The sequence below is a fragment of the Ramlibacter sp. genome (assembly GCF_013697775.1).
In the GTDB taxonomy this organism is placed as follows: domain Bacteria; phylum Pseudomonadota; class Gammaproteobacteria; order Burkholderiales; family Burkholderiaceae_C; genus Ramlibacter.
This window is the reverse complement of the sequence record NZ_JACCWG010000359.1, coordinates 1-4693: the sequence shown is the minus strand read 5'-3', so window position 1 is coordinate 4693 and position 4693 is coordinate 1. Positions and strand designations below refer to the sequence as shown.

Here is a 4693-nt window from a genome sequence, read left to right as displayed (position 1 = left end):
GCTCGGTGCGCAGCTGCGACAGCAGCCGCATGGCCAGCAGGGAATGCCCGCCGAGTGCGAAGAAATCGTCATGGCGGCCGATGCGCTCGGCGTGCAGCAGCTCGGACCACAGGCGCGCGAGATGCGTCTCCGCTTCGCCCTGCGGTGCCTCGAAGGCCGGCGCGGCGAGGGACAAGCCGTCGGGTGCGGGCAGCGCGCGGCGGTCGAGCTTGCCGTTGGGTGTGAGCGGCAGCTGGCCCAGCACCACATAGGCCGAAGGCACCATGTACTCGGGCAGCAGGCGGGCGAGCTGCGCGCGCAGCGACTGGGCATCGACAGCAGCCGCGTCGCCGACCACATAGGCCACCAGGCGCTTGTCGCCCGGGTTGTCCTCGCGCGCCAGCACGGCCGCCTCGCGCACGCCGGGCAGCTGCGCGAGCTTGGCCTCGACTTCGCCCGGCTCGATGCGGAAGCCGCGAATCTTCACCTGGAAGTCGTTGCGGCCGAGGTAATCCAGGGTGCCGTCGGCGCGGTAGCGCGCCAGGTCGCCGGTTTTGTACATCCGCCCGCCTGCGTGGAACGGATCGTCGAGAAAGCGCTCGGCGGTCAGCTCGGGCCGGTTCAGGTAGCCGCGCGCGACGCCGTCGCCGCCGATGTGGATCTCGCCCGGCACGCCGATGGGTGTCGGCTGGCCGTTCGCGTCCAGCACATAGATGCGGGTGTTCGCGATGGGCCGTCCGATGGGGACCGAGCGTGAAGCATCGGCATCCTGCGGCACGTCGTGCACGATGCAGCCGACCACCGTCTCGGTGGGGCCGTACTCGTTGACGATGCGCACGCCCGGCTGCAGGCGCTGCCACAGTGCGACGGTGGAAGGGGCCAGCGCCTCGCCGCCGACCACGAAGACATCCACCGTGCTGCGCGCGCCCTGCGCGAGCAGCCGCTGGCCTAGAACTTCCAGGTGGGCAGGCGTGATCTTCACCAGACCGCAGTCGGCGGCCTGGACCTGCGCTTCGAGGCCTTCGACCTCCTGGCCTTCGGGCAGCAAGCGCACCGTGCCGCCCTGGGTCAACGGTGCCCACAGGCTGGTGACGGTTGCGTCGAACGACAGCGACGACGACACCACGGCGCCTTGCTCGGCGCCATAGGCCTCTGCGGCCCAGGACAGGTAGTTGACGACCCCGCGATGCTCCACCATCACGCCCTTGGGTTGGCCGGTGGAGCCGGAGGTGTAGATCACGTAGGCCAGGTGATCGGGGCGCAGGCCGGCGGCGTCAGGGCGCTCGGTGGAGGCATTAGCCCATGCCGGCATGTCCGCATCGAGCGCGATGCTGGGACCGTGGCTGCCGTCGCCCAGGGCCTTGACGCCCGCGGCATCGACCAGCACGACGGCAGGGTCGCAATCAGCCAGCAGCGAGGCCAGCCGCTCGCGCGGCGAGCCCAGGTCCAGCGGCACATAGGCGCCACCGGCCTTGAGCACGGCCAGCAGGCCGGTCAGCAGGTAAGGACGCCGCTCGATGCACACGGCCACGCGTGTGTCGGGGCCGACGCCCAGATCGCGCAGGAAATGCGCGAGCCGGTTGGCTTCGGCATCCAGCACGCCGTACGTCACGGTTTGCTCGCCCTGAACGACCGCAATCGCAGCAGGCGTGCGCCGGGCTTGCGCCTCGAACAGTTCGTGCACACAAGCCTCGCGCGGGTAGTGCGCCTCGGTGGCGTTCCACTGCACCAACAGCTGTTCACGCTCCGCTGCATCCAGCAGCTCGAGCTCGCCAATCCGCTGGTTCTCATCGGAAACCATGGCCTGCAGCAGCCGCCGGTAGTGGCCCAGGTGCCGCTCGACTGTCGCCGCGTCGAACAGCGCGCTCGCGTATTCGATCCCGCCGCCGATGCGTCCGTCCTCTTCGCCCAGGCTGAGCGTCATGTCGAACTTGGAAATCGTGTGCGGTGCGCCCACCGGGTGCAACTGCAGTCCCGGCAGCGAGAGTTCGCCGCGCGCGGTGTTTTGCCAGGAGAACAGCACCTGGAACAGCGGCGTGTGCGAGAGGCTGCGCGCGGGCTTGACGAGATCCACGACCTGTTCGAACGGAAGATCCTGGTGCTGCTGAGCCGCCAGGGCCTCGGCGCGCACCCGTTGCAGCAGCTGCGCGGTGCTGGGGTTCTCGCCCAGGTCCAATCGCAGAGCCAGCGTGTTGATGAAAAAGCCGATCAGCCCCTCGACCTCGACACGCGTGCGGTTGGCTACAGGCGTGCCGATGACGACGTCGTCCTGCCCCGACAGGCGCCCGAGCAGCACCGCCCAGGCCGCCAGCAGCGTCATGTGCAGCGTCGCGCCATGGCGCTGAGCCAAGGCTTTCAATCCTGCGCTCAGCTCGGCGCCCAGGCTGATCCCGGCCACGGCGCCGCGGTAGTCCTGCTGCGCCGGACGCGTGCGGTCGGTGGGCAGTTCCAGCAGGGCCGGCGCGCCAGACAGGCGTTGCTTCCAGTAGTCGCTTTGGCGCTGCAGCACTTCGCCATCGAGCCAGCGGCGCTGCCAGGCGGCGTAGTCGGCGTACTGGATTGGCAGCGGGTCCAACGGGTCGTCCCGGCCTTCGACGAAAGCGCCGTACAGCGCGCTCAGCTCCTGCGTCAGCACGCCCATCGACCAGCCGTCCGACACGATGTGGTGCATCGTGACCAGCAGCACGTGTTCCTCGTCGCCCAGCACCAGCAGCCGCCCGCGGATCAGCGGACCGGTGGTGAGATCGAAGGGCGCGCCGGTCTCCTGCACGGCCAGGGCCTCGGCCTCGGTGCGCACGTCGGCGTGGCCGCGCAGGTCGTGCTCCTGCAGCATGAAACCCGTGTCCGGCGCCGCGATGCGCTGGACCGGCAGACCGCCTTCCAGCACGAACGCGGTGCGCAGCGCCTCGTGGCGCGCCACGATCCTGTCCAGCGCATGCTGCAGGGCGGCGCGGTTCAGCCGGCCCGACAGATGCAGGCCCAGCGGCATGTGGTACGCGCGGCTGTCGGCATCCAGCTGCGCCAGGAACCACAGGCGCTGCTGCGCGAACGACAGGGGCAGGGGTGCGTCGCGCGGCGCCGGCTCGATCGGCGGCAGGGCGCTGCGCTGCGCGAGGCCGATGGCCTGCGCCTGCGCCTGCAGCTGCGTGTGTTCGAACAGCGCGTCCAGCGGGAGGTCCACCCCCAGCGCGGCACGCAGGCGGGACGCCAGCCGCACCGCGAGCAGGGAATGCCCACCCAGCACGAAGAAGTCGTCATGCCGCCCGACGGCCGGCACGTTCAGCAGCGTGCTCCACAGCTGCGCGAGCAGGATTTCGGTGTCGCCCTGCGGGGCTTCGTACGCCACGCCGGTACTCGCCTGCGCCTGCAGGCCGGCCAGCGCCTTGCGGTCGACCTTGCCGTTGGGCGTGAGCGGCATGCGCTCCAGCAGCACGTAGGCGGTGGGCACCATGTAGCCCGGCAGCATGCGCGCCAGTTGCGCGCGCAGCGATTCGCCGCTGACCTCCCCGTCCGTGCCGTCGTCGGCCACCACGCAGGCCACCAGGCGCGTTTCGCCCTGGCCGTCTTCCCTGGCGACCACCGCGGCTTCGCGCACGCCGGCCAGCTGCGCCAGCCTGGCTTCGACTTCGCCCGGCTCGATGCGGAAGCCGCGGATCTTCACCTGGAAGTCGTTGCGTCCCAGGAACTCGATGGTGCGATCGGCCCGGTACCTTGCCAGGTCGCCGGTTTTGTACATGCGCCCGCCGTGCAATGGGTCGAACGGATCGTCCAGGAAGCGCTCGGCCGTCAGCTCCGGCCGGTTCAGGTAGCCGCGTGCCACGCCGGCCCCGCCGATGTACAGCTCGCCTGCGACGCCCACCGGTTGCGGCTTGCGGTGCGCGTCCAGCAGGTAGACGCGTGTGTTGGCGATCGGCCGGCCGATCGGGACCGGCCCCGTGCCGCCGGTGGGCGCGCAGCGGTGCACCGTGGCCCACACAGTGGCTTCGGTCGGGCCGTATTCGTTGTACAGCGTGGCTTGCGGCGCAACGCCAGCGAGCCGGGCGGCCAGCGATGGCGGGCAGGCCTCGCCCGCCACGATCACGTGCCGCAGGCTGGCGAGTTCGTCGGGGTTGGCGTCGTCAAGGATGACCTGCAGCAGCGAGGGCACGCACAGCAGGCTGTCGATGCGCCACGCGCGGACGGCCGTGCGCAACGCGGCGGGGGCGAGCACCAGCTCGGGGCGCGGGATGCACAGGGTGCCGCCGGACGCGAGCGTGCCGAACAGGCCCGCCACCGAACTGTCGAAGGACAGCGAGGACAGCAGCAAAAAGCGCGCGTGTGCATCCTCGCCGCCATAGGTGGCGATCCGCGCGCGGTTGGACGCCGCGAGCATGCCGTGTTCCACCATCACGCCGCGCGCCGTGCCGGTGGATCCGGAGGTGTAGATGACGTAGGCCAGGTGCGAGGACGTGAGGCCGGTCGCCGCGGGGTCTGGATTCGTGTCCGGCTGCCCGCGCCACGGCGGCGCGGCGGCCAGCAGGTCGAGCACAGTGCAGGAGCCTGTTTGCAGTCCCGCGGGCACCGCGCCCGACGTGAGCAGCACGGCGGGCGCGCTGTCGCCCAGCATGTGGTTCAGGCGCTCCACCGGATAGGTCGGGTCAAGCGGCACGTAGGCGCCGCCGGCCTTGAGCACCGCGAGCACGCCGACGGCCATGTCCAGGCCGCGGTCCATGCA

The 4693-nt window shown here is 70.8% G+C and carries 1 protein-coding gene; it reads right to left on the bottom strand.

The annotated features are described in order from the left end of the window. Positions 1–4693 (bottom strand): non-ribosomal peptide synthetase (locus H0U68_RS18050; protein ID WP_296358104.1); only part of this gene is annotated, 4693 nt, incomplete at both ends.